The organism is Streptomyces hawaiiensis, assembly GCF_004803895.1.
GTDB classification, from domain to species: Bacteria; Actinomycetota; Actinomycetes; order Streptomycetales; family Streptomycetaceae; genus Streptomyces; species Streptomyces hawaiiensis.
In genome coordinates this window covers 1,782,681-1,808,876 of sequence record NZ_CP021978.1, presented here as the reverse complement: position 1 = coordinate 1,808,876, position 26,196 = coordinate 1,782,681, and the positions used below count along the sequence as shown (strand labels likewise).

24 protein-coding genes are annotated in these 26,196 nt (G+C 72.4%); 17 read left to right on the top strand and 7 right to left on the bottom strand.

The window, feature by feature from the left end:
- Positions 1-51: 51 nt before the first annotated feature.
- Complete coding sequence (locus CEB94_RS08365; protein ID WP_246112140.1) at positions 52-981, bottom strand: 5'-3' exonuclease; 930 nt, start codon at positions 979-981, stop codon at positions 52-54.
- A 197-nt stretch (positions 982-1,178) separates the two neighbouring features.
- Between CEB94_RS08365 and CEB94_RS08360 the strand changes: the two genes are divergently transcribed.
- From CEB94_RS08360 to CEB94_RS08345, 4 genes are all read left to right on the top strand, one after another.
- Complete coding sequence (locus CEB94_RS08360) at positions 1,179-2,270, top strand: quaternary amine ABC transporter ATP-binding protein (RefSeq protein ID WP_175431555.1); 1,092 nt, start codon at positions 1,179-1,181, stop codon at positions 2,268-2,270.
- Positions 2,263-4,881 carry an ABC transporter permease/substrate binding protein gene (locus tag CEB94_RS08355; protein ID WP_175431554.1) on the top strand — a complete coding sequence of 873 codons (2,619 nt, stop codon included), beginning with the start codon at positions 2,263-2,265 and terminating at the stop codon, positions 4,879-4,881. Before CEB94_RS08360 ends, CEB94_RS08355 begins: the two co-directional genes overlap by 8 nt.
- Before the next feature lie 333 nt (positions 4,882-5,214).
- Complete coding sequence (locus CEB94_RS08350; RefSeq protein WP_175431553.1) at positions 5,215-5,784, top strand: helix-turn-helix domain-containing protein; 570 nt, start codon at positions 5,215-5,217, stop codon at positions 5,782-5,784.
- Positions 5,781-6,500 carry a helical backbone metal receptor gene (locus tag CEB94_RS08345; protein WP_175431552.1) on the top strand — a complete coding sequence of 240 codons (720 nt, stop codon included), beginning with the start codon at positions 5,781-5,783 and terminating at the stop codon, positions 6,498-6,500. The genes CEB94_RS08350 and CEB94_RS08345 overlap by 4 nt, the downstream gene beginning before the upstream one ends.
- Here CEB94_RS08345 and CEB94_RS08340 read toward each other — a convergent pair.
- Positions 6,412-7,563 carry a TDT family transporter gene (locus CEB94_RS08340; protein WP_175431551.1) on the bottom strand — a complete coding sequence of 384 codons (1,152 nt, stop codon included), beginning with the start codon at positions 7,561-7,563 and terminating at the stop codon, positions 6,412-6,414. The two genes, CEB94_RS08345 and CEB94_RS08340, sit on opposite strands and share 89 nt — an antisense overlap.
- A 70-nt stretch (positions 7,564-7,633) precedes the next feature.
- Here CEB94_RS08340 and CEB94_RS08335 point away from each other — a divergent pair, with 70 nt between their 5' ends.
- Positions 7,634-8,563, top strand: coding sequence for a LysR family transcriptional regulator (locus tag CEB94_RS08335; RefSeq protein ID WP_175431550.1), 930 nt, complete (start codon positions 7,634-7,636; stop codon positions 8,561-8,563).
- Between the two features lie 129 nt (positions 8,564-8,692).
- Here the strand turns inward: CEB94_RS08335 and CEB94_RS08330 are convergent, their stop codons facing one another.
- The 3 genes from CEB94_RS08330 to CEB94_RS08320 form a co-directional block, all read right to left on the bottom strand.
- Positions 8,693-9,367 carry a gamma-glutamyl-gamma-aminobutyrate hydrolase family protein gene (locus CEB94_RS08330; protein ID WP_175436938.1) on the bottom strand — a complete coding sequence of 225 codons (675 nt, stop codon included), beginning with the start codon at positions 9,365-9,367 and terminating at the stop codon, positions 8,693-8,695.
- Positions 9,368-9,403: 36 nt separating this feature from the next.
- A complete protein-coding gene (gene eat, locus CEB94_RS08325; protein ID WP_175431549.1) occupies positions 9,404-10,849 on the bottom strand; it encodes an ethanolamine permease in 1,446 nt (481 codons plus the stop codon).
- Positions 10,850-11,003: 154 nt separating this feature from the next.
- Positions 11,004-11,741 (bottom strand): FadR/GntR family transcriptional regulator, encoded by a 738-nt coding sequence (locus CEB94_RS08320; protein ID WP_175431548.1) that lies wholly within the window; start codon positions 11,739-11,741, stop codon positions 11,004-11,006.
- 84 nt (positions 11,742-11,825) lie between these two features.
- Here CEB94_RS08320 and CEB94_RS08315 point away from each other — a divergent pair, with 84 nt between their 5' ends.
- From CEB94_RS08315 to CEB94_RS08300, 4 genes are read left to right on the top strand one after another with little or no spacing between them, the layout of a single operon-like run.
- On the top strand, positions 11,826-13,190 hold the full coding sequence (locus CEB94_RS08315; protein ID WP_175431547.1) for a glutamine synthetase family protein: 1,365 nt from the start codon (positions 11,826-11,828) through the stop codon (positions 13,188-13,190).
- Positions 13,191-13,198: 8 nt separating this feature from the next.
- Positions 13,199-14,572, top strand: a complete 1,374-nt coding sequence (locus CEB94_RS08310) for an aldehyde dehydrogenase family protein (protein ID WP_175431546.1) — start codon at positions 13,199-13,201, stop codon at positions 14,570-14,572.
- Positions 14,569-15,354: a 3-oxoacyl-ACP reductase gene (locus CEB94_RS08305; protein ID WP_175431545.1), complete on the top strand. Its 786-nt coding sequence runs from the start codon at positions 14,569-14,571 to the stop codon at positions 15,352-15,354. Before CEB94_RS08310 ends, CEB94_RS08305 begins: the two co-directional genes overlap by 4 nt.
- A gap of 48 nt (positions 15,355-15,402) precedes the next feature.
- Positions 15,403-16,302, top strand: coding sequence for a DUF2510 domain-containing protein (locus tag CEB94_RS08300; protein WP_175436937.1), 900 nt, complete (start codon positions 15,403-15,405; stop codon positions 16,300-16,302).
- A 4-nt stretch (positions 16,303-16,306) separates the two neighbouring features.
- On the opposite strand, the gene CEB94_RS08295 is transcribed toward CEB94_RS08300, so the two are convergent.
- The gene (locus tag CEB94_RS08295; protein WP_175431544.1) at positions 16,307-17,509 is read right to left on the bottom strand and encodes an amino acid deaminase/aldolase; all 1,203 of its coding nucleotides are present in this window, start codon (positions 17,507-17,509) and stop codon (positions 16,307-16,309) included.
- A gap of 449 nt (positions 17,510-17,958) precedes the next feature.
- Between CEB94_RS08295 and CEB94_RS40775 the strand changes: the two genes are divergently transcribed.
- Genes CEB94_RS40775 through CEB94_RS08280 form a run of 3 tightly spaced genes read left to right on the top strand, consistent with a single transcriptional unit; the run spans position 17,959 to position 21,815 of the window.
- Positions 17,959-19,839: a hypothetical protein gene (locus CEB94_RS40775; RefSeq protein WP_246111755.1), complete on the top strand. Its 1,881-nt coding sequence runs from the start codon at positions 17,959-17,961 to the stop codon at positions 19,837-19,839.
- Between the two features lie 5 nt (positions 19,840-19,844).
- Complete coding sequence (gene mycP, locus CEB94_RS08285) at positions 19,845-21,044, top strand: type VII secretion-associated serine protease mycosin (RefSeq protein ID WP_175436935.1); 1,200 nt, start codon at positions 19,845-19,847, stop codon at positions 21,042-21,044.
- 42 nt (positions 21,045-21,086) lie between these two features.
- On the top strand, positions 21,087-21,815 hold the full coding sequence (locus tag CEB94_RS08280) for an SseB family protein (protein WP_175431543.1): 729 nt from the start codon (positions 21,087-21,089) through the stop codon (positions 21,813-21,815).
- Between the two features lie 8 nt (positions 21,816-21,823).
- Here the strand turns inward: CEB94_RS08280 and CEB94_RS08275 are convergent, their stop codons facing one another.
- Positions 21,824-22,180: a DUF1844 domain-containing protein gene (locus CEB94_RS08275; RefSeq protein ID WP_031142026.1), complete on the bottom strand. Its 357-nt coding sequence runs from the start codon at positions 22,178-22,180 to the stop codon at positions 21,824-21,826.
- Between the two features lie 395 nt (positions 22,181-22,575).
- Here CEB94_RS08275 and infC point away from each other — a divergent pair, with 395 nt between their 5' ends.
- The 5 genes from infC to CEB94_RS08250 all read left to right on the top strand — a co-directional run bounded on the left by infC (position 22,576) and on the right by CEB94_RS08250 (position 26,183).
- On the top strand, positions 22,576-23,244 hold the full coding sequence (gene infC, locus CEB94_RS08270; protein WP_179956581.1) for a translation initiation factor IF-3: 669 nt from the start codon (positions 22,576-22,578) through the stop codon (positions 23,242-23,244).
- A 108-nt stretch (positions 23,245-23,352) separates the two neighbouring features.
- The gene (rpmI, locus tag CEB94_RS08265; protein WP_059419477.1) at positions 23,353-23,547 is read left to right on the top strand and encodes a 50S ribosomal protein L35; all 195 of its coding nucleotides are present in this window, start codon (positions 23,353-23,355) and stop codon (positions 23,545-23,547) included.
- Between the two features lie 98 nt (positions 23,548-23,645).
- On the top strand, positions 23,646-24,029 hold the full coding sequence (rplT, locus tag CEB94_RS08260; protein ID WP_010045263.1) for a 50S ribosomal protein L20: 384 nt from the start codon (positions 23,646-23,648) through the stop codon (positions 24,027-24,029).
- Positions 24,030-24,117: 88 nt separating this feature from the next.
- Positions 24,118-24,978, top strand: coding sequence for a TrmH family RNA methyltransferase (locus CEB94_RS08255; protein WP_175431542.1), 861 nt, complete (start codon positions 24,118-24,120; stop codon positions 24,976-24,978).
- 53 nt (positions 24,979-25,031) lie between these two features.
- Positions 25,032-26,183: a sensor histidine kinase gene (locus CEB94_RS08250; RefSeq protein ID WP_175431541.1), complete on the top strand. Its 1,152-nt coding sequence runs from the start codon at positions 25,032-25,034 to the stop codon at positions 26,181-26,183.
- Positions 26,184-26,196 lie beyond the last annotated feature (13 nt).

Below are 26,196 nucleotides of genomic sequence, written 5' to 3'. Positions count from 1 at the left end.
GCTAACCTAAGTTAGCACCTCGCCCTCACTTCACACCTCTGGTGGCGAGGATCAGGTCGCGAGAGTCGTCAGCAGGCGCTCCAGTGACCCGCCCAGGCCCCAGCGGGCCGCCAGTGCCTCCTGCGCCGCCGGGTCTCGTGGCGCCCGCGGCAGCGCCGTGGAGACGCTCGGCAGGGGCACGTCGTCCGCGACCCGGACGACCTTCGGCGCGACCGCGAGATAGGGACGCGCCTCGTCCAGCCGCCTGCGCTGCGTCGGCGTCAGCTTCGACCGCCGGTCCTCGACCGCAGCCAGGATCCCGGCCAGGTTCCCGAACTCGGCCAGCAGCTTGGCGGCCGTCTTCTCGCCGATGCCCGGCACGCCCGGCAGGCCGTCGCTGGGGTCGCCGCGCAGCAGGGCCAGATCCGCGTACCCGCTGCCGTCGACCCCATACTTCTCACGCAGCGCCGCCTCATCGGTGCGCTGCAGGGTTCCCACGCCCTTCAGCGGGTACAGCACGCGCACCCCGCGCGCGTCGTCCACCAGCTGGTACAGGTCGCGGTCGCCGGTGACGATGTCGACCGGGCCCTTCGCCCGCGCGGTGAACGTGCCGATCACGTCGTCCGCCTCGTACCCGGCGACGCCCACCCGCGCGATGCCCACCGCGTCCAGCACTTCCTCGATGACCGGCACCTGCGGCGACAGCGTGTCGGGCACCTCCTCCTCGTCCGGTCCCACCGCGTGCTCCTCGGCGACACGGTGCGCCTTGTACGAGGGGATCAGCTCCACCCGCCACTGCGGCCGCCAGTCGGCGTCCATGCAGGCCACGAGCTCGTCCGGCCGGTGGTCCCTGACCAGGCGGTCGATGAAGTCGAGCAGTCCGCGCACGGCGTTCACCGGCGTGCCGTCCGGGGCCCTGACCGAGTCCGGGACGCCGAAGTAGGCGCGGAAGTACAGGGAGGCGGTGTCGAGAAGCATCAGTCGTCCGGTCACGCCACGCATCATGCCGTACACCGCCGACAGCCACTCGCCGCTGCGCAACACGTTGCGCCCTGCGCCTCCTGTGTGAAGCGCCCCACTCTTCTGTTTGCTTTCCGAAATTGGGGGGAGGCGCCGCCCCGGAGCGAGGCTGGTTGCGCATTTCAACTGTTTGCGCCCTGTCATCGCTCTGTTCTGTTGCCAAGGAAATAGAGGTCCACGTGTCAGCGACGCTTGAGGCAGAGAGCCTGTACAAGGTGTTCGGCAGAAGACCGGACCGGGCGGTCGAGCGGCTGCGCGACGGAGCCGACCGGGAGGAGCTGCGGGCCGAGGGCGCCACCGCCGCCGTGATCGACGCGTCCTTCACCGTCGAGCCCGGCCAGATCTTCGTCGTCATGGGCCTGTCCGGCTCCGGCAAGTCCACGCTGCTGCGCATGCTGAACGGCCTGCTCGAGCCGTCCGCCGGACACGTGCGCTTCGACGGCCAGGACCTGACCACGCTGACCGACCGCGAACTGCGCGAGGTCCGCTCCAAGAAGATCAGCATGGTGTTCCAGCACTTCGCGCTCTTCCCGCACCGCAGCGTGCGCGAGAACGCCGCCTACGGTCTGGAAGTGCAGGGCGTGCCCCGCGCCGAGCGCGCACGCCGCGCCGACGAGGCGCTCGCCCTGTGCGGCCTGGCCGGCTGGGAGAAGTCCTGGCCCGACGAGCTGTCCGGCGGCATGCAGCAGCGCGTGGGCCTGGCCCGCGCGCTCGCCACCGACGCCGACCTGCTGCTGATGGACGAGTCCTTCAGCGCCCTGGACCCGCTGATCCGCCGTGACATGCAGGACCAGCTGCTGGAACTCCAGCAGAAACTCAAGAAGACGATCGTCTTCATCACCCACGACCTGAACGAGGCCATGCGCCTGGGCGACCGCATCGCCGTCATGCGCGACGGCCGCATCGTCCAGATCGGCACCGCCCAGGACATCCTGCTGCGGCCGGAGAACGACTACGTCGCCTCCTTCACCCAGGACGTCGACCGCTCCCGCGTGCTGACCGCGGGCGAGCTCATGGACACCTCGGTCACCGCCGACGCCCCGGGCTGCCACTGCGAGACCGCGACCCCCGACACCCCGTTCACGGAGCTGTGCGCGATCAGCGCCCGGCTCACCCACCCGGTCTCGGTCGTGGACGAGGACAGCAAGCAGATCGGCGTCGTCCAAAGGCAGCGCCTGATCGGCTTCCTCGGAGACGAGCGGGACGCCGCCCCGCGGCCCTGCGACTTCCCGCGCGACAAGGGCGGAGAGAAGGTGATCGCCCGTGCCTAGAATTCAGCTCGGCAGCTGGGTCAACGACGCGGTCGACTGGCTCACCACCCACATGGCGTGGCTCTTCGACTTCTGCAAGACCGTCTTCCTCGGCCTCTACGACGGCATCAACGCCGTCCTCCAAGCGCCCGAACCGCTGCTCCTCGCCGGCATCTTCGCGGTGATCGCCTTCTGGCTGCGCGGCACCCTCGCCGGTGTCCTCACCTTCGTGGGATTCGCGTTCATCGACTCCCTCGCACTGTGGGAGCACGCGATGATGACCCTGTCGCTCGTCCTCGTGGCGACCGTCATCGCACTCGTGATCTCGATTCCCATGGGCATCTGGGCAGCCCGCTCCGACCGGGTCAGTGGTCTGGTGCGGCCCGTCCTGGACTTCATGCAGACGTTGCCGGCGATGGTCTACCTCGTTCCGGCGATCCTCTTCTTCGGCAGCGGCGCGCCCGCGGGCATCGTCGCCACCCTGATCTTCGCGCTCGCCCCGGGCGTGCGGATGACCGAGCTGGGCATCCGGCAGGTCGACAAGGAGCTGGTCGAAGCCGCCGACGCGTTCGGCACCACCCCTCGCGACACCCTGCTGCGCGTCCAGCTCCCGCTGGCACTGCCCACGGTCATGGCCGGTGTCAACCAGGTGATCATGCTCGGCCTGTCCATGGCCGCCATCGCCGGCATGGTCGGCACCGACGGCCTCGGCGGCGACGTCAACCAGGCCATCGGCCAGCTCGACGTGGGCCTCGGCGCCGAAGCCGGTGTCGCCATCGTGATCCTCGCGATCTACCTCGACCGCATGACCAGCGCCCTGGGCACCCAGGTCTCCCCGCTCGGCCGCCGCGCCGCCGCCAAGCTGCGCGCCGCCCAGGGCCTGAAGATCTGGTCGTACCGGCCGCGGCCGGCGGTCGCCGTGATCGGCGTCGTCGTCCTCGCCCTCGCCGCGGGCGGCATGGGCGTCTTCGGCGGCGGCACCACCGGCTCCACGGCCGCGGCCGGCAGCAAGAACGTCGGCCAGGGCAAGAAGATCAGCATCGGCTACATACCGTGGGACGAGGGCGTCGCCTCCACCTTCCTGTGGAAGGAGGTCCTGGAGCAGCGCGGCTACGACGTCGAGGCCAAGCAGTTCGACGCGGGCCCGCTGTACACCTCCCTCGCTCAGGGCGATGTCGACTTCCAGACGGACGCCTGGCTGCCGACGACCCACGCCCAGTACTGGAAGAAGTACGGCAAGCAGCTCGACGACCTCGGTGCCTGGTACGACAAGACGTCGCTGGAGCTGAGCGTGCCCTCGTACATGAAGGGCATCGACTCCCTGGCGGACCTCAAGGGCAAGGCCTCCGAGTTCGGCGGCAAGATCACCGGCATCGAGTCCAGCGCCGGGGAGATGGCCCTGCTGAAGAGCAAGGTCCTCAAGGAGTACGGCCTGGACAAGGAGTACAAGGTCGTCGCCAGCTCCACACCCGCCATGCTGGCCGAGCTGAAGAGCGCGTACGCCCAGAAGAAGCCGATCGTCGTCACACTCTGGTCGCCGCACTGGGCGTACAACGACTACGACCTCAAGAAGCTCAAGGACCCGAAGGGCGCCTGGGGCGCGGGCGACGGCGTGCACACCCTGTCCCGCAAGGGCTTCGCGGACGACGACCCGACGGTCGCCAAGTGGCTGAAGAACTTCAAGATGAGCGAGAAGGAGCTCACCAGCCTCGAAGCCGAGATCAACAAGGCGGGCAAGGGCAACCAGCAGGACGCCGTCCGCGCCTGGCTGAAGCAGCACCCCGGCCTGGTCGACAAGCTCGCCCCGGTGCAGGGCGGCGCCGGCAGCACGCCCGCCGAGGCGAAGCGGCCCCTGGACGTGGCCTGGTTCCCCTGGGACGAGGACATCGCCGTCACCTACCTGTGGAAGAACGTCCTGGAACGGCGCGGCTACCAGCTGAACCTGAAGCAGATGGACGTCGGCCCGGTCTACACGGGTCTGGCCTCGGGCGATCTCGACCTCAACTTCGACGCCTGGCTGCCCTACGCCCAGAAGAACTACTGGGACAAGAACAAGGACCGGCTCAAGGACCTCGGCACCTGGTACGAACCGACCTCCCTGGAGATCGCCGTGCCGTCCTATGTGAAGGGCGTCGACTCCCTGGAGGACCTCAAGGGCAAGGCCGGCACCTTCAAGGGGAAGATCATCGGCATCGAGCCGGGCACAGGTGAGATGAACCTGCTGAAGACCAAGGTCCTGCCCGGCTACGGCCTCGACAAGGAGTACGAGGCCGTCGCCGGCTCCACGCCCGCGATGCTGGCCGAGCTGAAGCGCGCGTACGCCAAGAAGGAGCCGATCGCCGTCACCCTGTGGTCGCCGCACTGGGCGTACAGCGACTACGAGCTGACCAAGCTGAAGGACCCCAAGAAGGCCTTCGGCGAGGGCAACACGATCCGCACCATCTCCAACGAGAAGTTCCCCGAGCAGTACCCGCAGCTCACGAAGTGGATCAAGAACTTCAAGATGAGCGAGGACGAGCTCGGCAGCCTGGAGAGTGAGATCAAGAACCGCGGCCAGGGCCATGAGGAAGAGGCCGTGGCCGCGTGGCTCGAGCAGCACCCGGACATGGTGCGGCGCATGACACCGCAGTAGGGTTCCGGGGTGGGACGCGCGACACGCCGCGTCCCACCCCGCCCCCCGATCCCACGAGCGGGATCCGGACAACCACAGAGCGCTACGGCACCCCCCGAACCCCCTCTCCCGCCCAGTTCTTCCGGCAGACGGAAGGCATTCCCCGCCCTCGCCGGCGGCGGATCCCCTGGCGCGAAGTGTGAGGTCGTGCACCGTCCCGTATGACGTCGATGTGACGGGCGCGGGAAACGGTGTGCCGAACATGCGTAGGGTGCAGACAACTCAACAGAAGCAGTGCGCCGGGACACCGCCGCACGGGGAGCGGATCGACGGGCGAAGGAGGGAGCCGGAGCGATGGGCGACCACAAAGAACAACCCCTTCGGGTGGGCGCGGCCGTGCGCCGGCGGCGCCGCGCGCTGGAGCTCACCCTCGCCGTCGTGGCCGCGCGCAGCGGCCTGTCGGTCCCGTTCCTGAGCCAGATCGAGAACGACCGGGCCCGGCCCAGCACCAGTTCCCTGGAGAAGGTCGCCGACGCCCTGCGCACCACCGCCGTGGAGCTCCTCGCCGCGGCCGACCCGGCATGCAGCGTGGACGTCGTCCGCGCCGACGGCACCGAGCCGCTGCCCCAGCCCCGGGCCCGCTCCCTGGTCCGCGGCCACCACCAGATGCACGCCTCCGAGTTCACCGGCGACCATGACGGCGGCCGTGAAGTCCGGTACCGCAACGACCAGTTGATGTACGTCGCCGACGGCGCGGTGGAGATCGAGGCGGAGGGCCGCGCCTACCGCCTGGGCCGCGGCGACACGCTGTACCTGACCGGCGGCGTACGGCATCGCTGGCGGGCGGCCGAGTCGGACACCCGCGTGATCGTCGTCGCCGTGGCGGAGCACATCGAGGCGGTCCGGGACCGGCCGCGCCGTTGAGGGTCGTCTCGCTGGTCCCCTCGCTGACCGAGGCCGTGGCCCGGTCCGCGCCCGCAACCCTGGCCGGCGCCACCGACTGGTGTACGCATCCCGCCGGCCTGGACGTCGTACGCGTCGGCGGCACCAAGAACCCCGAGACCGGCCGGATCCTCTCCCTCGCGCCCGATCTGGTGATCGCCAACGAGGAGGAGAACCGCGCACCCGACCTCATGGCCCTGCGCGCGGCGGGCGTCGAGGTGCTGGTGACGGAGATCCGCGACATGCCGCAGGCCTTCGGGGAACTGGCCCGGGTGCTGGACGCCTGCGGAGTGACGGCCCGTCCGCGCTGGCTGGACGAGGCGGAGGAGGTCTGGTCGTCCCTGCCGCAGCCGGAGAAGCGGCTGACGGCGGTCGTGCCGATCTGGCGCCGCCCGTGGATGGTGCTGGGCCGCGACACCTTCGCGGGCGACGTCCTCGCCCGCCTCGGCGTCGACCTCGTGCACGCGACGCACCCCGACCGCTACCCCCGCGTCCCGCTCGAGGAACTCCGTGCCCGCGCACCGGATCTGGTGGTCCTCCCGGACGAGCCGTACCGCTTCACCGCGGACGACGGCCCCGAGGCCTTCCCCGGCCTGCCCTGCGCGCTCGTCAGCGGGCGGCACCTGACGTGGTACGGACCGTCACTGGCCGAGGCGCCGAGGGTACTGGGGCGGGCCCTGCGAGCAGCTCGCCCCTGAGCAGCCCGCGTACGGTACCCGCGACGGCGGTGCCCCATGCCGCGACCAGCACCGCGTACAGCATGACCGCCGGACCCGCGTAGGCGATCAGCCCGGTGTGCCGGCCCAGTGCCTCGGCGCCCGTGACGCAGGTCCCGACCGGGAAGGTGAACGACCACCAGGTCATCGAGAACCGCATCCCGTGCCGCCGGGCGCGCAGCACATGGGCGGCGGCCAGGCAGAACCACAGCAGCGCGAACCCCATCACGGGCACGCCGTAGAGCACGGCGAGGGCACCGAACCCCTCGCTGTACGGCTCGGGTACGGCCCCGGGCGCGATGTCCGCGAACGTGCCGACGGCGGTGGTGGACTGCCCGAGCGGGCCCAGCACCAGGAACAGCGTCGGGGCGAGGGGGAGGGGCAGCGGCCCGCCGGTGAGCAGCCTGGCGAAGACCAGGGGCAGCATGACCAGGGTCGCGAGCAGGCTGAGACCGAACAGCGCGAAGCAGCCGAGCAGCAGCGTCTCACGAGCCTGCCCGGGCGGCAGGTGCGGCACCAGCGGCGGTCCGACGGAAGCCGACACCATGGGCGCGACGAGCGGCAACAGCCAGACGGGCGTGGCCTGCCCCGGCTCCACCCGATGCCGTACGGCCATCAGATACGGCACGGCGACAGCCGCGGCGAGCCCGAGAACCGTGCCGGCGGTGAACAGCACCGCGTCGAGCGCCACGGCCACCCGCATGCCGATCCAGTCCCGGCCGACGGTGAGCGCACCGCCGCCCACGGCCAGCAGGGCCATGGCGAGACAGCCGTAGAAGGGTGCCGTCGCCGGGTCGAGGAGGTGGGCGCGGGCCTGGTCACGGTGCCGGGCCCAGTGCGCGGCCCGTCCTGCGAGCAGCGCCAGGAGCAGGGCGAGCGAGACGGCCCACACGCCCACGAGCACGCCGTGCAGCCCCGGGACGTGCGGGGGAAGGGTGGCTCCGGCGGTGGCGACGACGGCGGTGCCCATCACCGTGGCGTACCAGTTGGGTCCGAGATGACGGACGGAGAGCGGGTACGTGAGGGGCTGGGCTGCGGTGACCATGTCTCCACGGTGGGGCCGGGGGAGACGCACCACCAGGGACCATGCCTCTATGGCGACATAAGCTGGGTTTATGAGCAACGCGGATGAGCAGGCAGGGCCGACGGCCGCCGGGGCCCTGGCGCACCGGGTGCCGGATCTGGGCGCCCTGGAGCTGCTGCTGGCGGTGGCGCGGCTCGGCAGCCTGGGCGGGGCGGCGCGGGAGATGGGCATCACCCAGCCCGCGGCCAGCAGCCGGGTCCGGTCGATGGAGCGGCAGCTCGGGGTGGCGCTGGTCGACCGGTCGCCCCGCGGGTCCCGGCTGACGGACGCCGGGGCGCTGGTGACGGACTGGGCGCGGCGGATCGTGGAGGCGGCGGAGGCGTTCGACGCGGGGGCTCAGGCGCTGCGTGTCCGTCGCGACTCCCGGTTGCGGGTGGCCGCGAGCATGACCATCGCCGAGTATCTGCTGCCGGGCTGGCTGCTCGCGCTGCGCGCGCAACGGCCCGATACGGCGGTGTCGCTGCACGCGGGGAACTCGACGGTGGTGGCGGAGCGGCTGCTGTCGGACGAGGCGGATCTGGGGTTCGTGGAGGGGGTGTCGGTGCCCGCCGGTCTCGACTCGGCGGTCATCGCCCATGACCGGCTGATAGTGGTGACCGCGCCGGGGCACGCGTGGGCTCGGCGGCGGCGGTCGCTGGCCGCGGAGGAACTGGCGTCGACGCCGTTGATCCTCCGTGAGAAAGGGTCGGGGACGCGGCAGGTGCTGGACGCGGCGCTCGGTGGGCTGGCCCGGCCGCTGATCGAGTTGTCCTCCACGACGGCGGTGAAGGCGGCGGTGGTGAGCGGGGCGGGGCCGGCGGTGCTGAGTGAGCTGGCGGTGGGGGAGGAGCTGGCGATGCGGCGGCTGGTGCGGGTGCCGGTGGAGGGGGTGGCCCTGGCGCGGGATCTGAGGGCGGTGTGGCCGACAGGGCATCGTCCTACGGGCCCGGCGCGGGATCTGCTGTCGCTGACGCGGGGGTAGGGCGCCCCGTAGCCAGGGGGCTCCGCCCCCTGGGCCCCCGGCCTGCGCCCACCCCACCGCCCGAATCAGTCGGCCAGGAAGCCCGGCTCGCGGCCTCCACCGGAGTCGAGGGGCGAAGCCCCTTGGTACTCAGCCCGCCGCTGCCGCCTCCACCAGCGCCCGCATCACCCGCACGTCCTCGCCCATCTCCGGATGCCACTGCACGCCCAGGACCCAGTCGGCAGAGGGCAGTTCCACCGCTTCCACCGTGCCGTCCGCCGCGTACGCCGAGGGGACGAGGCCCTCGCCCAGGCGGTCGACGGCCTGGTGGTGATACGTGGGAACGAACGTCTCCTCCGGTACGACACCGGCGTACAGACTCCCCGGCACCGGCTTCACGGCATGCCCACCGAACACGCCCACAACCTCGGCGTGCCCGTCGACGTGCTGCGCGAGCGTCCCTCCGAGAGCGACGTTCAGCAGCTGCATCCCCCGGCAGATCCCCAGCAGCGGCACACCGCCGGCCAGCGCCGCGTCGATCAGCGCCAGCTCCCACGCGTCCCGCTCCGGCGCCGGCGGCCCGGTCCGCTCCTCGCGCTCCGCGCCGTAGCGGACCGGCTCCACGTCCGGCCCGCCCGCGATGACCAGCCCGTCCAGCCGGGCCACGGCAGCCGCGGCGAGGCGCGGGTCGTCCGGCGGCAGCATCGCGGCCAGGCCGCCCGCCCGCTGAACGAGCCGGGGGTAGCCGACCGGCAGCAGGGCGGCCTCCAGCTCCCACACGCCCCAGCGCGCACCGGACTCCAGATAGGTGCTGACCCCGATCAACGGCCTGCCCACGGAAACTCCCTCACTCTCGACGCCTCAGTCCCGTGCCAACTCTGCCTCGGCGGCCGCCAGGGCCGCGAACTCCTCCTCCGGCGCCTTCGCCACCAGCCGCTTACGGCTGTACAGGCCGAAGTACCCGACGGCCACGGCGTAGACCACGAGCGCGATCAACGCCGCCGTCACGTCCACCAGGAACGTCGCGACCAGCGCCGCGCACGCCAGTACCAGGGCGATCGAGGACGTCACCACCCCGCCCGGCGTGCGGTACGGCCGCGGCAGATCCGGCTCGCGGCGGCGCAGCACGATGTGGGACAGGGACATCAGCGCGTAGGAGATGGTCGCGCCGAAGACGGCGATGTTCAGCATCCGCGCGCCGTTGCCGGAGAACGCCGCCAGCAGGAAGCCGATCGTGCCGGGCACCAGCAGGCCCAGGTAGGGCGCCTTGCGACGGCTGGTGAGCGACAGGAAGCGGGGCAGATAGCCCGCGCGGGACAGGGCGAACAGCTGGCGCGAGCCGGCGTAGATCAGGGAGAAGAACGACGCCACCAGACCGGCGAGGCCCGCGTAGTTCACGATCCGGCTGAGGGTGGTCGCCTCGCCGTTCGGCTGGAGCGCCTCGACCAGCGGGTTGCCCGCCTCCTGGATCGCGTCGGAACCGCGGGCCCCGGCCGCCGCGAAGAACGTGACCACCGCCAGCACCACCAGGATGCCCATAGACCAGCGGATCGCCTTCGGCAGCGTACGGGCCGGATCCCTGGTCTCCTCGGCGGCCAGGGGCACGCCCTCCACGCCCAGGAAGAACCACATGCCGAAGGGGAACGCCGCCCAGATGCCGAGCAGGCCGAACGGCAGCCAGGAGCTCGACCCCGCGGCGGAGGCGTCGACCGGGATGTCGTCCAGCGAGGCGAAGGAGAAGTCGGGCAGCGCCGCCAGCGCGAACACGATCAGGGCGACCACCGCGATGCCGGTGACGACGAAGCTGAAGCGCAGCGCCTCGCCCACGCCCCACAGGTGGATGCCGAGGAAGATCGCGAAGCAGACCAGGTACATCGGCCAGCCGGACTCCAGACCGAACAGGCCCAGCGACTCGACGTAGTCGCCGATGAAGATGACGATCGCGGCGGGCGCGAGGACGTACTCGATCAGGATCGCCGTGCCGGTCAGGAAGCCGCCCCACGGGCCGAGCGCCCGGCGGGCGAAGCCGTAGCCGCCGCCCGCCGTGGGCAGGATCGAGGACAGCTCGGCGAGGGCGAAGACCATGCACGCGTACATCGCGCCCATGAGCACCATGGCGATCGCGAGGCCCCCGAAGCCGCCCTCGGCCAGGCCGAAGTTCCAGCCCGAGTAGTCGCCGGAGACGACGTAGGCGACGCCGAGGCCGGTCAGCAGCACCCAGCCGGCGCTGCCGCGGCGCAGCGCTCTGCGTTCCAGATAGTCGTCGCCCTCCGGGGCGGCGGGTGTGACGGTGGGTTCCTGGGGCATGGGCAGACTCCCGACGGGGCGGCGGCGGTCACGAGGGGCGAGCGGACTACGACTCAATGGAATGGAGCCATACCTTTGCGGCGCCGACCGAGGGAATGCAAGACCCGTGCGTTAATCGCCCGTAAATCCTCACCGCGCCGCGACACCGCCCGGCTCAGCCGAGGAAGCCCCGCAGCAGCGCCGCCGTGCCCCCGCAGTGCTCGCGCATGATCTCCCGCGCCTGGTCGGCGTCGCCCTCGATCACGGCCTCCACCAGAGCGGTGTGCTGCCGCTGGGAGTGCTCCAGGTTGCGCACCAGCAACGGGATGCAGTCGAGCAGGTCGTTGACCCTCGCGCGGACGGCCGCGTACTGGGCGGTCAGCGTGGGGGAGCCGGACAGCTCGGCGACCGTGAGATGCAGCAGCGTGTCCAGGCGGCGGTACTCGGCGAGCGGCGCGTCGTGCGTGCGCGCCAGGGCCTCACGCAGCCGGTCCGCCTGCTTCTCCTCCAGCCCGTGCGCCGCGCACAGCCCGGCGGCGCCCACCTCCAGCACCTCCCGGAACCGCAGCACGTCCTCTATGTCGACCTCGGCCACCCGGCGCCGCAGCTCGTCCTCACCGACGGCCTCGGCCCGCGGCAGCACGAACGTGCCGCCGTACCGGCCCCTGCGCGATTCGACGAGCCCCTGGTCCTGGAGCACCTTCAGCACCTCGCGCAGCGTCACCCGGCTGATCCCCAGCCGCTCCGCCAGCTCCCGCTCGGCCGGCAGCCGCTCGCCCCCCGGTACCAGTCCCAGCCGTACGACCTGCAGGATCTGCTCCAGAGCCTCCTCGAAGCCGTTGCCCGCGCGCACCGGTCGCAGCACCGGCGTCAGCCCGTCCCGCAGCTCGCCCCCACCGTATTCGTCCGGCATGTGGCCGCACCCCCTTCCCAAGCAATGGTTCTCCGCAATACCTTATGGCTCCCGGCGGACCCAAGGAGCCTAGGAGGCCTTCCCGTGGCAGACCGCACACCCCCGCTGAGCGTCGAGGAACTGCACACCCTCGTCGCCGGCGGTGAGATCGACACTGTCGTCCTGGCCTTCCCCGACATGCAAGGGCGGCTCCAGGGCAAGCGGTTCGCCGCACGCTTCTTCCTCGACGAGGTCCTCAAGCACGGCACCGAGGGCTGCAACTACCTGCTCGCCGTCGACACCGAGATGAACACCGTCGACGGCTACGCCATGTCCTCCTGGGACCGCGGCTACGGCGACTTCGCCATGCACCCCGACCTGTCCACCCTGCGCCGCGTCCCCTGGAACGAGGGCACGGCCATGCTCCACGCCGACCTCGCCTGGCTCGACGGCTCCCCGGTCGTCGCCGCCCCCCGCCAGATCCTGCGCCGCCAGCTGGAGCGCCTCGCGGAGCTCGGCTACACCGCCCAGGTCGGCACCGAGCTGGAGTTCATCGTCTTCAAGGACACCTACGAACAGGCCTGGGACGCCGGCTACAAGGGCCTGACCCCCGCCAACCAGTACAACATCGACTACTCGGTCCTCGGCACCGGCCGCATCGAGCCCCTGCTGCGCCGCATCCGCAACGAGATGGCCACCGCGGGCCTCACGGTCGAGTCCGCCAAGGGCGAGTGCAACCCCGGCCAGCACGAGATCGCCTTCCGCTACGACGAGGCCCTGGTCACCTGCGACCAGCACTCCGTCTACAAGACCGGCGCCAAGGAGATCGCCGCCCAGCAGGGCATGTCGATCACCTTCATGGCCAAGTACAACGAGCGCGAGGGCAACTCCTGCCACATCCACCTCTCGCTCGCCGACGCCGACGGCACCAACGCCATGGCCGGCGACCGCGAAGGCGGCATGTCCGAGGTCATGCGCCACTTCCTCGCCGGCCAGCTCGCGGCACTGCGCGACTTCTCCCTCCTCTACGCCCCCAACATCAACTCCTACAAGCGGTTCCAGCCCGGCTCCTTCGCCCCGACCGCCGTCGCCTGGGGCCAGGACAACCGCACCTGCGCGCTGCGCGTGGTCGGCCACGGCCGCTCCCTGCGCTTCGAGAACCGCCTGCCCGGCGGCGACGTCAACCCCTACCTCGCCGTCGCCGGACTGGTCGCGGCCGGACTGCACGGCATCGAGCAGAAGCTGGAACTGCCCGAGCCCTGCCCCGGCAACGCCTACGCCGCCGGCCTGGCCCACGTCCCCACCACCCTGCGCGAGGCCGCCGAGCTCTGGGAGAACAGCACCGTCGCCCGGGCCGCCTTCGGCGACGAGGTCGTCGCGCACTACCGCAACATGGCGCGCGTCGAACTGGACGCCTTCGACGCCGCGGTGACCGACTGGGAGCTGCGCCGCTCCTTCGAACGCCTGTGAGGTCCCTCTTGTCTTCCGAGCACCTTCTGGAAGTACTGAACCCCGCGACCGAGGAGGTCGTCGCCGCCGTCGCCGGAGCGAGCCCGGCCGACGTCGACGCGGCCGTCACCCACGCCACCAGGGCACAGCGGGTCTGGGCCGCCCTCGCCCCCGGCGACCGCGCCCGGCTGCTGCGCCGCTTCGCGGCCACCGTCGACGAGCACCTGGAGGAACTGGCCCGCCTGGAGGTACGCGAGGCCGGCCACCTCATCGGCAACGCCCGCTGGGAGGCCGGCAACGTCCGTGACCTGCTGGACTACGCGGCCGGGGGAGTGGAGCGGCTCACCGGCCGGCAGATCCCGGTGCCCGGCGGCCTGAACGTCACGATCCTCGAACCGCTCGGCGTCGTCGGCGTGATCGCGCCCTGGAACTTCCCCATGCCGATCGCCGCCTGGGGCACCGCGCCCGCCCTCGCGGCCGGCAACGCCGTCATCCTCAAGCCCGCCGAGACCACCCCGCTCACCGCGCTGCGCCTGGCCGAACTCGCCCTGGAGTCAGGACTCCCGGAGCACCTCTTCCAGGTCCTGCCCGGACGCGGCGACATCACGGGCGACGCCCTGGTCCGGCACCCCGGAGTCGCCAAGATCGTCTTCACCGGATCCACCCGGACCGGGACGCGCGTCGCGGCCCTCGGCGCCGAGCAGGTCAAGCCCGTCACCCTCGAACTGGGCGGCAAGAGCCCCAACATCGTCTTCGCCGACGCCGACCTCAAGACCGCCGTCGACCCCTTCTCCTTCCTGGACAACTCCGGCCAGGACTGCTGCGCCCGCACCCGTGTCCTGGTCCAGGAGTCCGTCTACGACGAGGTCCGCGAGCTGCTCGCCGAGGCGCTGGCCGCCGTGGTGGTGGGCGACCCGGCCGACGACAAGACCCAGATGGGCCCGCTGATCTCCCGGCAGCAACTGGACCGCGTCCGCGGCTTCGTGCCCGACGACGCACCGGCCCTGCGCGGCAGCGCCCCCGAGGGCCCCGGCTTCTGGTTCCCGCCGACCGTCCTCACCGGGGAGAGCCCCGACTCGGCCGCGGCCTGCGAGGAGATCTTCGGCCCCGTCGCCGTACTCCTGCCCTTCACCGACGAGCAGGACGCGATCCGCCTCGCCAACGGCACCCCCTACGGCCTCTCCGGCTCCATCTGGACCCGGGACGTCGGCCGGGCCCTGCGCGTCTCCCAGGCCGTCCGCGCCGGCAACCTGTCCGTCAACTCCCATGCCAGCGTCCGCTACTGGACCCCCTTCGGCGGCTACAAGCAGTCCGGTGTCGGGCGTGAGCTCGGCCCCGACGCCCTGGCCGCCTTCACCGAAACCAAGAACGTCTTCATCAGCACGGAGGGCCCCGCACAGTGACTGCCCAGGAAAACATCTGCCGCCGCCTGGTCGGCCGTACCGCCGTCGTCACCGGAGCAGGCAGCGGCATCGGCCTCGCCGCCGCCCGCCGCCTCGCCTCCGAGGGCGCCCACGTCGTCTGCGGCGACGTCGACGACACCCGCGGCAAGGCCGCCGCCGAGGAGACCGGCGGCACCTTCGTGAAGGTCGACGTGACCGACCCCGAGCAGGTCGAGGCCCTCTTCAGGACCGCCCACGACACCTACGGCAGCGTCGACATCGCCTTCAACAACGCCGGCATCTCCCCGCCCGACGACGACTCCATCCTGGAGACCGGCCTGGAGGCCTGGAAGCGCGTCCAGGAGGTCAACCTCACCTCCGTCTACCTGTGCTGCAAGGCCGCCATCCCCTACATGCGACGCCAGGGCCGCGGCTCGATCATCAACACGGCGTCCTTCGTCGCCAGGATGGGCGCGGCCACCTCGCAGATCTCCTACACGGCCTCCAAGGGCGGCGTGCTCGCCATGTCCCGCGAACTGGGCGTGCAGTTCGCCCGCGAGGGCATCCGGGTGAACGCCCTGTGCCCCGGCCCGGTCAACACCCCGCTGCTCCAGGAGCTGTTCGCCAAGGACCCGGAGCGGGCCGCGCGCCGCCTGGTGCACATCCCGCTGGGCCGGTTCGCCGAAGCCGAGGAGATCGCCGCCGCCGTGGCCTTCCTGGCCAGCGACGACTCCTCCTTCGTGAACGCCACCGACTTCCTGGTCGACGGCGGGATCGCGGGGGCGTACGTCACACCCCTGTAAGCGGGCATCCGGACGGCCCGGGTCGCGCCCTACAGTGCCGGGATGAGCATGACGCCCCCGCCCGGCTGGTATCCCGACCCGCACGCCCCGCACCGGCAGCGCTGGTGGGACGGCACGGCCTGGACCGAGCACCGCCGCGCGCCCGAGGCCCCCGCCGCCCCGCCACCGGGCGGCGGCACCGGCCGGACGAAGGTGGTCGCCCTGACCGCCGCCGGCACCGTCCTGGTCGCGGCGATCGTCACCGGAGCCGTCGCCCTCAGCGGGGGCGACGGCGGCGGCCCGCAGACCAGGACCGCCCCGACCTCCACCCCCGAGGCCACGCCCGGCTCGCCGGAGCCGACCCCCGAGGCGTCCGCGCCAAAGCCGCCCGCCGACGACCCGGCGGTCGTCGAGGACCAGCTCAACGGCGTCACGTTCCCCCTGCTCGACGGCTGGGTCCGCCCGCAGCACGTCGCCCAGGACGACGTCGTCATGACGACCGACGGCACCTACGACTGCCCTGGCGGCGTGGGCCTGTGCCGTCACGGCATGGTCTTCTCCCGCACGGTGACCGAGAACGACGAGAAGTCCCCCGAGGCCCTCGCCGAGGAGGACATCTCCGAGGCCGCCGACGAGGCCTACGACCGCGACCGGCTCGGCCGCGAGCTCTACGGGGGCCTCCGGTCGCGCCAGGTCGTCAAGTCCGGACCGGTCGCGGTGGCGGGCCGCGCCGGGTACCTCGTGCGCTGGCGCGTCACGACGGCCAAGGGCCCCGGCGGCTACGTCCAGTCGCTCGTCTTCCCCTCCAGCGTCGGAACCGAGTCACCGGTCCTCGTCCGGTACGTCTTCGACGCCGGCGAGGACGGCCCGCCGCTCGCCGACATGGACCGCATCACCAAGGGCATCCGCCCGGCCGGCGACGCGGACACGGGCGGCGGCGTCGGCAGCAGCATCGGACCGACGGACTGACGCCCTACAAGAACGTGTGGCCCTCGCCGCGGTAGGTGGGCACGGTCTCCGTCACCGCGTCGCCCTCGACCAGGTGCAGCCGGTCGAACCGCTCGCACAGCTCACCGGCCTTGGCGTGCCGGAACCACACCTTGTCACCGAGGAGCAGATCGTCGGCGGGCGAGCCCAGCAGCGGCGTCTGCACCTCACCGGCCCCCTCCTGCGGGTCGTAGCGCAGCCCCTCGGGCAGATACGGCACCGGCGACCGGTCGGCCCCGGCCGCACCGGACGCGGGATACCCACCGCCGAGGACCGTCACGACCCCGACGCCCGGCCGGCGCACGACCGGCTGGGCGAAGAGGGCCGACGGACGCCCGCTGAACGACGTGTAGTTGTCGAACAGCCGCGGCAGATACAGCCCCGACCCGGCGGCGATCTCGGTCACCGCGTCCTCGGCCGCCGTGTGCTGCACCGAGCCGGTGCCGCCGCCGTTGACGAACTCCAGCCCCGGCACCACGGCCCGTACCGCGCGCACCACCTCCGCACGCCGCTCGGCGAGTTCACGCTTGGCGGCGGCCTGCATCAGCCGGATGGCGCGGGACCGCAGCGGCCGCCCGGCCAGCGCGTCCCCGACACCGGCGACATGCCCCTCGTACGCCATGATCCCCACGACCTCGAAACCAGGCCGCCGGGCCACGGCCCGGGCCACGTCGGCGACCTGGGCGGGGGAGTGCAGCGGCGAACGCAGGGCCCCGACCCGCACCCGCCCGCCGAACAGCTTCAGCGACGTGTCCAACTCCAGGCACACCCGCACCACTTCACGCCCGCCACCTCGGGAGGCGTCGATCAGATCCAGCTGGGCGACGTCGTCGACCATGACGGTCACGGCGGCGGCGAGCTTGGGATCACCGGCCAGTTCGGCGTACGCGGCACGGTCGGCGGACGGGTAGGCGAGCAGCACGTCCTCGAACCCCGACCGGGCCAGCCACAGTGACTCGGCGAGGGTGAACGACATGATCCCGGCGAAGCCGTCCCGGGCCAGGACGCGTTCCAGCAGCGCCCGGCAGCGCACGGACTTGCTGGCGACCCGGACGGGCTTGCCCCCGGCGCGGCGGACCAGATCGGCGGCGTTGGCGTCGAAAGCCTCCAGGTCCACGATCGCGAGTGGGGCGTCGAGATGGGCGGTGGCCCGGTCGTAACGGGCCCGGTCGGCGGCGCGCGCAGTCATGAGCGCAGCCTGCCAGACTGGATTACCGCAGGGTAGGGGGACGTTCCGGGCAGATGCCCCGGCCTTGTGGACTGGTTCCCGTTCGCCCAGGAACAAGCCGTAGAGTGACGCGCACGTACGGCGGGCGACGCCGGCCGGGGATCCGCGCCGGGATGACGCTCCGTCCGTACGGGTATGTGTGCCCGGGACGATTCGTACCGGGCCTCGGGCAGGACGCCACCGGCCCGCGCGAGACGAGCGGCCCGGGCATGAGGAAACGGGGGGTGCATGAGCACGGAAGCGCAGCGCGCCTCCTTCCCCCACGCCCCGCCACGCCACCCCGCCCCTCGCACCCTCCGGCCGCACCGGAAGCCCCGGCGACGGACGAGCGGGACACCCCGGGCACAGCCTCCAACCCTGCGACGGGACCCGAAGCCACCACGGCCGGGCCGGCCGGGGGCTCGGACGGTGTGAAGTCCTCCGACAGGCCCCACGGCCGCCCCCGCTTCCCGAGCCTCGGGGCCGCGAACTTCGGCGCCGCCGCACCCCGGCGCACCGAGCCGGCCGCACCGCCCCCGCCCCACGCCTCCACCCGCTTCCCGGACGAGCCACCCGGCGTCGGCGGCGAGAGCCGCGGTGCAACCCGCTCCGACTTGGACAGGCCGCTCGGCGTCGGTCGCGAGACTCGCGGTGAGACCCGCTCCGACTGGAACAGGCCGCTCGGCGTCGGCGACGAGGACCGCGGTGCAACCCGCTCCGGCTCGGACAGGCCGCTCGGCGTCGGTCGCGAGACTCGCGGTGAGACCCGCTCCGACTGGAACAGGCCGCTCGGCGTCGGCGACGAGGACCGCGGTGCAACCCGCTCCGACTTGGACAGGCCGCTCGGCGTCGGTCGCGAGACCAGCGGCGCAACCCGCTCCGACTCGGACACGTCGCTCGGCGTCGGCCGCGAGGCCCGCCCTGACTCGAACATGTCGCCCGGCGTCGGCCGGGAAGCACGAACCGACTCGAACACGTCGCCCGGCGTCGGCCGTGAGACCCGTCCCGACTCGGGCAGGCCTCCCACCTCCCCGGCACCTGACACCCCGCTGCGGCCGCGTCACCTCCCCACGCCGGGCTCCTCCGGCCGGGCAGGGCGCTCGGACACCCCGGACGCGACCTCACCGGAGACGTCCGGCCGTCCCTTCCGCCTCTCCGCACCCGGCCGTTCGGACGCCTCGGCCGGAGCGCCCCCGGAGCCGGCCGGCCGGCCGTTCCGCCTCCCCGCGCCCCGCCGTCCCGGCGCCCCCGGCGAGAACTCGTCCGAGACGACCGCGCGCCTGCGCCCGATCCCCGCGGACCCGGCACCGGATGCCCCCGCCGCACCCTTCGGCCGCCCTTCCACGCCGGGGGCGACGGCAGCCCGCCCCGGACCCGTGCGCCCCGCCACCCCACCGCGCCCCGCACACGAACCGCGGGCGTCCTCCATCCCGCCGCCCCGCAACCCCGCCCCCGTCTCTCCTGACCCCGCCCTCTCCTGGAGCGCCACGCGCCCCCTGGTGTCGTTCGGCGAGCCCGAAGGCTACGACCGCGATGCCCGGCCCCGGCTCCTCGGCCGGCGTGGGACGTCGCAGGCCGCCGCGGCCGCCGTCTGCCTCGTGCTCGGGCTGGGACTCATCTCGGGTGCGGCCACCGGCAGCTGGCTCGTCGGCGGCTCAGGGGAAGACGGCACGCTCAGCACCTTCGCCGCCGCGGGAAGCCTCTGGCACAGCGTCCCGGTCGACCAGCTGTTCCCGCCCACCGTGCAGGGCCGGGGCGCCGGCCCCGGCGGAGCCGACCGCACCTGGACCCGCGTCGCCGTCGCACCCGACAGCGGCTGCAAGGACGCCTTCGACCCGCTGCTGCGCAAGGCCCTCGCCCCCGTCGGCTGCGAACGCCTCCTGCGCGCCACATACACCGATGCCACCGAGAGCTACGTGACCACCGTCGGCCTGCTCTTCACCACCGCCGACGCCCCCGGCATGACCGCCCTCGCGAACCGTTTCCGCAAGGAACGCCTGGACCGCCGCAGCGACCTGATGCCCCTGCCGTACGCCGCCGAGGGCACGCCCGCCGCCGGCTTCGGCGCCCGGCAGCGCGCCTCCTGGACCGTCTCCGTGCTCACCGAGGCCCCCGTCGTCGTCTACGCCGTCTCCGGCTGGGCCGACGGCCGCGGCGTCGACGACCCGCAGCCCGCCGGGGACGCCGTGGATGCCGACGCCACCACCCCCGCCGCACAGGCCGGCCTCGGCAACGAGGCGAAGGGCCTCGCCGACCGCGTCGAACGCGACTTCCGCAGAAACGTCCGCTCGGCCTCGGAGCAGCCCTCGTGACCGCTGTGCCCACCCCGGCCGGGAAACGCCCGCGCAGGCCGTCCCGGAAGGCCGCCGCCCTCGGCGTCCTGCTCACCGCCGGACTCGTCCTCCTCCCCGCCGCCACCGCGCACGCCGACGGCATCCGCGCCCAGCAGTGGGCCCTGGAGGCCATGCACACCGAGCAGGCCTGGCAGACCACGAAGGGCGAGGGCGTCACCGTCGCCGTCCTGGACACCGGCGTCGAGGCCGACCACCCCGACCTGGCCGGCAACGTCCTGCCCGGCAAGGACCTGGTCGGCTTCGGGGCCGAACCCGGCGACCGCGCCTGGGCCCGGCACGGCACTGCCATGGCCGGCATCATCGCCGGCCACGGACACGGCCCGGGCAACGCCGACGGCGTCCTCGGCATCGCCCCCGAGGCGAAGATCCTCCCGGTCCGCGTGATCCTGGAGGACGGCGACTCCTCCCGCGCCAAAGCCCGCAGCACCCGCGGCAACGCCCTCGCCGAGGGGATCCGCTGGGCCGCCGACCACGGCGCCGACGTCATCAACCTCTCCCTCGGCGACGACTCCGCCTCCGCCCACCCCGAACCCGCCGAGGACCAGGCCGTCCAGTACGCCCTGAAGAAGGGCGTGGTCGTCGTCGCCTCCGCCGGCAACGGCGGCGAGAAGGGCGATCACATCTCCTACCCGGCCGCCTACCCGGGCGTGATCGCCGCCACCGCCGTCGACCGCGCCGGGACCCGCGCCTCCTTCTCCACCCGCCGCTGGTACGCCACGGTCAGCGCCCCCGGCGTCGACGTCGTGATCGCCGACCCCGACCACAAGTACTACGAGGGCTGGGGCACCAGCGCCGCCGCCGCCTTCGTCTCCGGCGCCGCCGCCCTGGTCAAGGCCGCCCACCCGGACCTGGACCCGGCCCAGATCAAAACCCTCCTGGAGGACACGGCCCGCAACGCCCCCGCCGCGGGCCGCGACGACTCCCGGGGCTTCGGCTTCATCGACCCGGCCGCCGCCCTCGAGGCCGCAGGACGGCTCAAGCCCGAGGACCTCCAGTCGGCGTCCTACGGCGCGAAGTACTTCGGCAGCGGACCGGACGCCGACGACTCCGGCGACGACACCGCCGACTGGGCCGCCCCCCTCGCGGGCGGCACCGGCGGCGTCCTGCTGGTCGCGGCGGTCGTACTGTGGCGCGGCCGCCGTACGGGCCGCGAGGACTTCTGAGCCACTGCCGGGAGCGCACCGCCCGGCCGATAGGGTCGACGCGTGGCGAACAAGAACATCCCGGACTCCGGCTTCTCCGACGACGACGGCTGCGCCGACCCCCGGCTGAGCGCGGCGCTCACCGCCTGGTCCGCTGACCGGGGCGCCGTCGGCCCGGTCCTCGCCGCCCTCAAGGGCGCCCGGCTGCTCGTCCCCGTCGTGGCCGTGCTCGGCGAGGCCGAGGAGGACGAGCGGGGACTGCGCCGCGAGAAGACCAGCGACATGGCCGTACCGACCCTGAAGGCCGGCGACCGCACCGCTCTGCCCGCCTTCACCTCCACGGACTCCCTCGCCCGCTGGGACCCGCAGGCCCGCCCCGTCGCCGTGCCGCTGCACCAGGCCCTGCAGGCCGCCGCGCACGAGAAGGCGGACACGATCGTGCTCGACATGGCCGGGCCGGTGCCCTTCGAGCTGACCGGCCCCGCCCTGCTCGCCCTCGCCGAGGGCCGCACGACCACCGACCCGCTCACCGACCCGGCCGTCGTCGGAGCCGTACGCGCAGCCGTGGCCGCCGAGCCCGCCGTCCTGCGCGCCCATCTCGGCCCGGGCCGGGCCGACGGCACCCTCGCCCTGGTGCTGGACCCGTCCGCGGAACCGGCCGAGGCGGCGAGGGCCGTCGCCGAGCGGCTCGCCGCCGACGAAACACTCAGGGCCCGCCTGGTGCGCGGCCTCGACCTGGCACTGCTGCCGGCCGAGACGACGCCACCGGGCGAGCCCCTGTTCGTACGCTGAGGTTCCCGCTAGCCGTAGACCGGGCCCGTGTACTTCTCGCCCGGGCCCTGGCCCGGCTCGTCCGGGACGAGCGACGCCTCGCGGAAGGCCAGCTGCAGCGACTTCAGGCCGTCGCGCAGGGGAGCCGCGTGGAAGGAGCTGATCTCGGTCGCGGTCGCGTCCAGCAGACCGGCCAGGGCGTGGACCAGCTTGCGGGCCTCGTCCAGGTCCTTGTGCTCCTCGCCCTCCTCGGTCAGACCGAGCTTCACGGCAGCGGCGCTCATCAGGTTGACGGCGACCGTCACGATCACCTCGACCGCCGGGACCTCGGCGATGTCGCGGGCCATGGCGTCGAAGTCGGGGGACTCAGGAGGGGTCTCACTCATGCCCCACACGATAGGCGCAGGGAGCGGGTGCGCCCCACGTGCCCCCGGCACGCCCCAATTGGCCGTTGCCGGCCAATGCTGGTAATCTCGTGTAACGACCGGTCGGACACGTATGCCTCACAGCCCGCGAGCCCGGCCCACAAGTGGAGGCTTTCGAACTCCCACCCGATCGCCCTCAGGGCGGTGGGTCACCGGTCAGGCGGTCCCGTCCCAGCGGCGGCGATCCGTCCGAAAGCGCGCCCCGCGGCTTCCCGCGGCGGTGCTCCGGTAGTTCGAGGAGCCCCGCCTGGGATCGTCCGGGGCATTTTTGTTGCCTCGGCGCGGTTAGGTCTATCGAACACAGACGTTACGCGGCCGTCCGCCAGACCGCCGCGTGGTGCTACCGAGGAGGATCCATCAGCGCCGAGCCCCGCATCAACGACCGGATTCGCGTTCCCGAGGTGCGACTTGTCGGTCCCAGTGGCGAGCAGGTGGGCATCGTCCCCCTGGCCAAGGCACTGGAGCTTGCGCAGGAGTACGACCTGGACCTGGTCGAGGTCGCGGCGAACGCCCGTCCGCCCGTGTGCAAGCTCATGGACTACGGGAAGTTCAAGTACGAGTCGGCCATGAAGGCCCGTGAGGCGCGCAAGAACCAGGCGCACACGGTCATCAAGGAGATGAAGCTCCGGCCGAAGATCGACCCGCACGACTATGACACCAAGAAGGGTCACGTCGTTCGGTTCCTCAAGCAGGGCGACAAGGTCAAGATCACGATCATGTTCCGTGGTCGCGAGCAGTCCCGGCCCGAGCTGGGCTACCGGCTGCTGCAGCGTCTCGCGGAGGACGTGGCCGACCTCGGGTTCGTGGAGTCGAACCCGAAGCAGGACGGCCGAAACATGATCATGGTTCTCGGTCCGCACAAGAAGAAGACCGAGGCGATGGCCGAGGCTCGCCAGGCGCAGGAAGCCCGCAAGGCGGAAGCGAAGGCCAACCCCGGCAAGTCGCAGAACGCCGCGGAGTCCGACGACTTCGAGGACGCCGAGGCGCCGGCCGAGGCCCCCGCCGAGGAGCCCGCCGACGCGTGACCCCCGGGACGCCAGTCCCAGGAAGCAACCGAAACAAGACGACGCTCCAACCGTGCCCGGTTTCGCGACCGGGCACCGGAGCGCCACCGACGAGGAGAGAACGGCGCTATGCCGAAGAACAAGTCGCACAGCGGGTCCAGCAAGCGCTTCAAGATCACCGGCTCCGGCAAGGTGCTCCGCGAGCGTGCCGGCAAGCGCCACCTGCTCGAGCACAAGTCGTCCCGTGTGACGCGTCGCCTCACCGGCAACGCCGAGATGGCCCCGGGCGACGCCAAGAAGATCAAGAAGCTTCTCGGCAAGTGACGTCCCGGCGCGCGAGCGCCGTGCGTACGTCAGACCGGGACCCAATCGATTTCGGGTCGTGTGAGCACCCCCACGACCCCGCTACAAGGAGTTAACAAGTGGCACGCGTCAAGCGGGCAGTCAACGCCCACAAGAAGCGCCGGGCGATCCTCGAGCAGGCCTCCGGCTACCGCGGTCAGCGCTCGCGCCTGTACCGCAAGGCCAAGGAGCAGGTCACCCACTCGCTGGTCTACAACTACAACGACCGCAAGAAGCGCAAGGGTGACTTCCGTCAGCTGTGGATCCAGCGCATCAACGCCGCTGCCCGCGCCAACGGCATGACCTACAACCGCTTCATCCAGGGTCTGAAGGCCGCGAACATCGAGGTCGACCGCAAGATCCTGGCCGAGCTGGCCGTCAACGACGCCGGTGCGTTCGCCGCGCTCGTCGAGGTCGCCCAGAAGGCGCTGCCGAGCGACGTGAACGCGCCGAAGGCTGCGTGAACCCGGCTCGAGCCGATGTGACTGAAGGACCCGCAGGCCGGACATGGTCTGCGGGTCCTGCTGTGTAGCTACCGAGAAAGCGAACCGGATGCCTCCCGCCACCCCCGAGCTCATCTCCCCCCGCTCCCCCCGCGTCCTGGCCGCGCGGCGGCTGGCCAAGCGGAACTTTCGGGGGAAGGAGCGGCTGTTCCTGGCGGAGGGGCCGCAGGCCGTGCGGGAGGCGGCCGGGCACCGGGCTGGGGGTGCGGCCACGCTCGTGGAACTGTTCACGACGCTGGAGGCCGCCGAGCGCTACGCCGACATCGTCGGGGCCGCCCGGGATGCCGGAGCCCGGGTGCACCTCGCCGACGAGCAGGTCATCGCCGACATCTCCACCACCGTCACCCCGCAAGGCCTCGTCGGCGTCTGCCGGTTCCTGGACACGCCCTTCGAGGAGGTTCTCGCGGCCCGTCCCCGGCTCGTCGCCCTCCTCGCCAACGTCCGGGACCCCGGCAACGCGGGAACCGTGCTGCGCTGCGCCGACGCCGCCGGGGCCGAGGCCGTCGTGCTGACCGACGCCTCCGTCGACGTGTACAACCCCAAGGCCGTCCGCGCCTCCGTCGGCTCTCTGTTCCACCTGCCGGTCGCTGTCGGCGTCCCCGTGGAAAGGGCGGTCGAGGGGCTGCGGGACGCCGGTGTCCGGATCGTCGCCGCCGACGGGGCGGGCGACCGCGACCTCGACGACGAGCTCGACAAGGGCACCATGGGCGGGCCGACCGCCTGGGTCTTCGGCAACGAGGCGTGGGGTCTGCCGGAGGAGACCCGTGCCCTCACGGACGCCGTCGTACGCGTTCCGATCCACGGGAAGGCCGAGAGCCTGAACCTCGCCACCGCCGCCGCCGTATGTCTCTATGCGTCGGCGCGTGCACAGCGCGCCTCCGGAGGGTGCCGCTCCGTCACCGGGAACTAGTAGGGTGACCAGCTCAGGACCCCTCTGCGGAGCCTTGGAGGTGGGGTACGGGGATGAGTGTCGGCACGAGCAGCGCACCGGGAGCCCAGGACGCCGGGAGCCCGCCCGCCGTGTCCCCGCCACCCGGTGATACCGCCGGCCTCGGCATCGACCCCGACCAGTTGCCCGACGGGCTCGTCGTCGCCGACGAGCAGGGCCGCGTCATCTGCTTCAACGCGGCCGCCGAGCGCATCACCGCCGTCCGCGCCCGCGACGCCCTCGGACAGCCGCTGGAGAAGGCCCTGCCATTAGAGGACCTGGAGGGCCGGCGCTGGTGGCAGCTGACCGATCCGTACGGCGGCCTCGCCATCCGCGTCGGACAGCCCGAGCGCAACCTCCTCCTCCCCGGCGGCCGCGAGGTCCTGGTCTGCGCGCGCTACGTCCGCACCCGCCCCACCGGACCCGTCAGGCGCCTGGTCGTCACCCTGCGCGACACCGAGGCCCGCCGCCGCACCGAGCGCAGCCACGCCGAGCTGATCGCCACCGTCGCCCACGAACTGCGCTCCCCGCTGACCTCCGTCAAGGGCTTCACCGCGACGCTGCTCGCCAAGTGGGAACGCTTCACCGACGACCAGAAGCGCCTGATGCTGGAGACCGTCGACGCCGACGCCGACCGGGTCACCCGGCTCATCGCCGAGCTGCTCGACATCTCCCGGATCGACTCCGGTCGCCTGGAGGTGCGGCGCCAGCCCGTCGACATCGGCGCGGCCGTCGGACGGCACATCCAGGCCTACGTCGCCGCCGGGCAGCCCGCCGACCGGTTCCTGCTGCGCGTCCAGCAGCCGCTGCCCGACCTGTGGGCCGACCCCGACAAGATCGACCAGGTGCTCAGCAACCTGCTGGAAAATGCCGTGCGGCACGGCGAGGGAACTGTCACGATCGACGTCACGGCCACGGCGTCCCTCCGCGAGGGCGAGTACGCCGAGAACGCAGCCACGTCGGTCACCGTGAGCGACGAGGGGCCCGGCATCCCGGAGGAGTCCATGAACCGCGTCTTCACCCGCTTCTGGCGGGGCAGCAAGCGCGGCGGGACGGGCCTCGGGCTCTACATCGTCAAGGGCATCGTCGAGGCCCACGGCGGCACCATCACGGTCGGCCGCGCCCCCGGCGCCGGCGCCGAGTTCCGATTTACGTTGCCCGTGAGCGCTCCGGCCTATCTCGCCTGAGCCCCCACGGGCG

Excerpts from the sequence above, each read along its gene's own strand:
- CEB94_RS08365 (WP_246112140.1), bottom strand. The coding sequence starts at position 981 with ATGCGTGGCGTGACCGGACGACTGATGCTTCTCGACACCGCCTCCCTG.
- CEB94_RS08350 (WP_175431553.1), top strand. The coding sequence starts at position 5,215 with ATGGGCGACCACAAAGAACAACCCCTTCGGGTGGGCGCGGCCGTGCGC.
- CEB94_RS08340 (WP_175431551.1), bottom strand. The coding sequence starts at position 7,563 with ATGGTCACCGCAGCCCAGCCCCTCACGTACCCGCTCTCCGTCCGTCAT.
- CEB94_RS08335 (WP_175431550.1), top strand. The coding sequence starts at position 7,634 with ATGAGCAACGCGGATGAGCAGGCAGGGCCGACGGCCGCCGGGGCCCTG.
- eat (WP_175431549.1), bottom strand. The coding sequence starts at position 10,849 with ATGCCCCAGGAACCCACCGTCACACCCGCCGCCCCGGAGGGCGACGAC.
- CEB94_RS08320 (WP_175431548.1), bottom strand. The coding sequence starts at position 11,741 with ATGCCGGACGAATACGGTGGGGGCGAGCTGCGGGACGGGCTGACGCCG.
- CEB94_RS08300 (WP_175436937.1), top strand. The coding sequence starts at position 15,403 with ATGACGCCCCCGCCCGGCTGGTATCCCGACCCGCACGCCCCGCACCGG.
- CEB94_RS08295 (WP_175431544.1), bottom strand. The coding sequence starts at position 17,509 with ATGACTGCGCGCGCCGCCGACCGGGCCCGTTACGACCGGGCCACCGCC.
- CEB94_RS08275 (WP_031142026.1), bottom strand. The coding sequence starts at position 22,180 with ATGAGTGAGACCCCTCCTGAGTCCCCCGACTTCGACGCCATGGCCCGC.
- rpmI (WP_059419477.1), top strand. The coding sequence starts at position 23,353 with ATGCCGAAGAACAAGTCGCACAGCGGGTCCAGCAAGCGCTTCAAGATC.
- CEB94_RS08255 (WP_175431542.1), top strand. The coding sequence starts at position 24,118 with ATGCCTCCCGCCACCCCCGAGCTCATCTCCCCCCGCTCCCCCCGCGTC.
- CEB94_RS08250 (WP_175431541.1), top strand. The coding sequence starts at position 25,032 with ATGAGTGTCGGCACGAGCAGCGCACCGGGAGCCCAGGACGCCGGGAGC.